The organism is Nocardia amamiensis NBRC 102102 (assembly GCF_001612745.1).
In the GTDB taxonomy this organism is placed as follows: Bacteria; Actinomycetota; Actinomycetes; order Mycobacteriales; family Mycobacteriaceae; genus Nocardia; species Nocardia amamiensis.
This window is the reverse complement of sequence record NZ_BDBA01000432.1, coordinates 1-1,522: the sequence shown is the minus strand read 5'-3', so window position 1 is coordinate 1,522 and position 1,522 is coordinate 1. Positions and strand designations below refer to the sequence as shown.

Here is a 1,522-nt window from a genome sequence, read left to right as displayed (position 1 = left end):
TGACGGTGAGGTCGACTCGGAGCGCCCTGCCGACGTTGCCGCCGGTGGGTCTCTCCGAGCCGCCTCCCGAACCCGGCGTGCGCCGCCAAGCGCACCGGGCTCTCCACAAATCCCTTCGGGCAGTGGATGTTTGCCTCATGCCGCACTCGGCCACGGCGACGCGATCTTCGTGCCCCGGTAGTAGTAGCGCTTGGCGCTGACTCGGGCGGGGTCGAAAAGTGTCACGCCGCCGTCGCCGGGCCAGATGCCGTAGCGTCGGCGTAGTTGTTTCCAGGGGGTTCGCCGATGCTTGCGTTCCTGCCACCTGACGATCTCCTGCCAGAGATAGGCACGCAGGTAGCTGAAGGTCGCGTTCGAGCATCCGAACTTGAAGTACGCGGTCCAGCCCCGCAGCATCCGGTTGAGATGGATGAGCAGGACCTTCAGCGGCAGGTTCGTGCCCTTGCGGCACCACGCCTTGATCTTGGCCTTGACAGCGACCAGCGCCTTCTTGGCCGGGTAGACGTAGACGTAGCGTTTGTTCGTGCCCCGTTTTCCGGTGCCGCTGGATGCGCCAGCCGAGAAAGTCGAGACCTTCGTCGATGTGGGTGACCAGGGTCTTTTCCGGCGATAGGCGCAGGCCCATCGTCGTCAGGACCTCGGTGATCTCTTCCTTGAGGGCTTCGGCGTGCGCCTTGGTGCCCGATACGACCAGGCACCAGTCATCCGCGTACCGGCAGAGCCGGTAGTTGGGCAGACCGTGACGCCGCCGCTTGGCCCGCTCGTAGTTGCTGGCAGCCGGGCCTCCGGGCGCTTGGGCGACGAAGTCGTCCAAGACCGACAAGGCTACGTTGCTGAGCAACGGGGAAAGGATCGACCCCTGCGGAGTACCCGCACTGGTGTCGGCCAGCGTGCCGTCCTCGGTGAGGATGCCCGCCTTCAGAAATGCTTTCACCAGCGCCAGAACGCGTTTGTCCCCGATTCTTCTGCGCACCCGGTCCATGAGTGCCGGATGCGAGATTTCGTCGAAGCAGGCTTTGATGTCTCCCTCCACCACCCACTCATACGAGCGGGACGCGAAATGATGCACCTCGGCCACCGCGTCATGAGCACGGCGGTTCGGGCGGAACCCGTAGGAACACGGGCGGAAATCCGCCTCGAACACCGGTTCGAGTACCAGTTTCAAGGACGCTTGGACCACTCGGTCGCGGATCGTCGCGATCCCCAGATAGCGAAGCTTGCCGCCTGCCTTGGGAATCGCTCGCTGCCGGACCGGAAGAGGCTGGAAACTTCGGGCTTTCACATCGACCCGCAGCTGAGCCAGGAACTCGGTGGTCCCGCGTTCGGCCTCGATGTAGTGGGCGGTTTCTCCGTCCACTCCGGCCGTGCGTGCGCCCCTGTTGTTCCGCACCCGATCCCACGCCACCAGCAAGAACGCGGGATCGGCGACGAGATTGAACAGATCATCGAACCTGCGATGAGGATCATCACCGGCCCAACGGTGCAGCTTGGTTTGGATCTCCAGTACCCGACGCTCGGCCAT

Annotated in this window: 1 protein-coding gene and 1 pseudogene; both read right to left on the bottom strand. The window is 64.1% G+C overall.

The window, feature by feature from the left end:
• Positions 1–135: 135 nt before the first annotated feature.
• The gene (locus NA4_RS43540) at positions 136–417 is read right to left on the bottom strand and encodes a group II intron maturase-specific domain-containing protein (protein ID WP_307188634.1); all 282 of its coding nucleotides are present in this window, start codon (positions 415–417) and stop codon (positions 136–138) included.
• 145 nt (positions 418–562) lie between these two features.
• Positions 563–1,522 (bottom strand): annotated as a pseudogene (locus tag NA4_RS38225) (reverse transcriptase domain-containing protein); the annotation flags it as partial.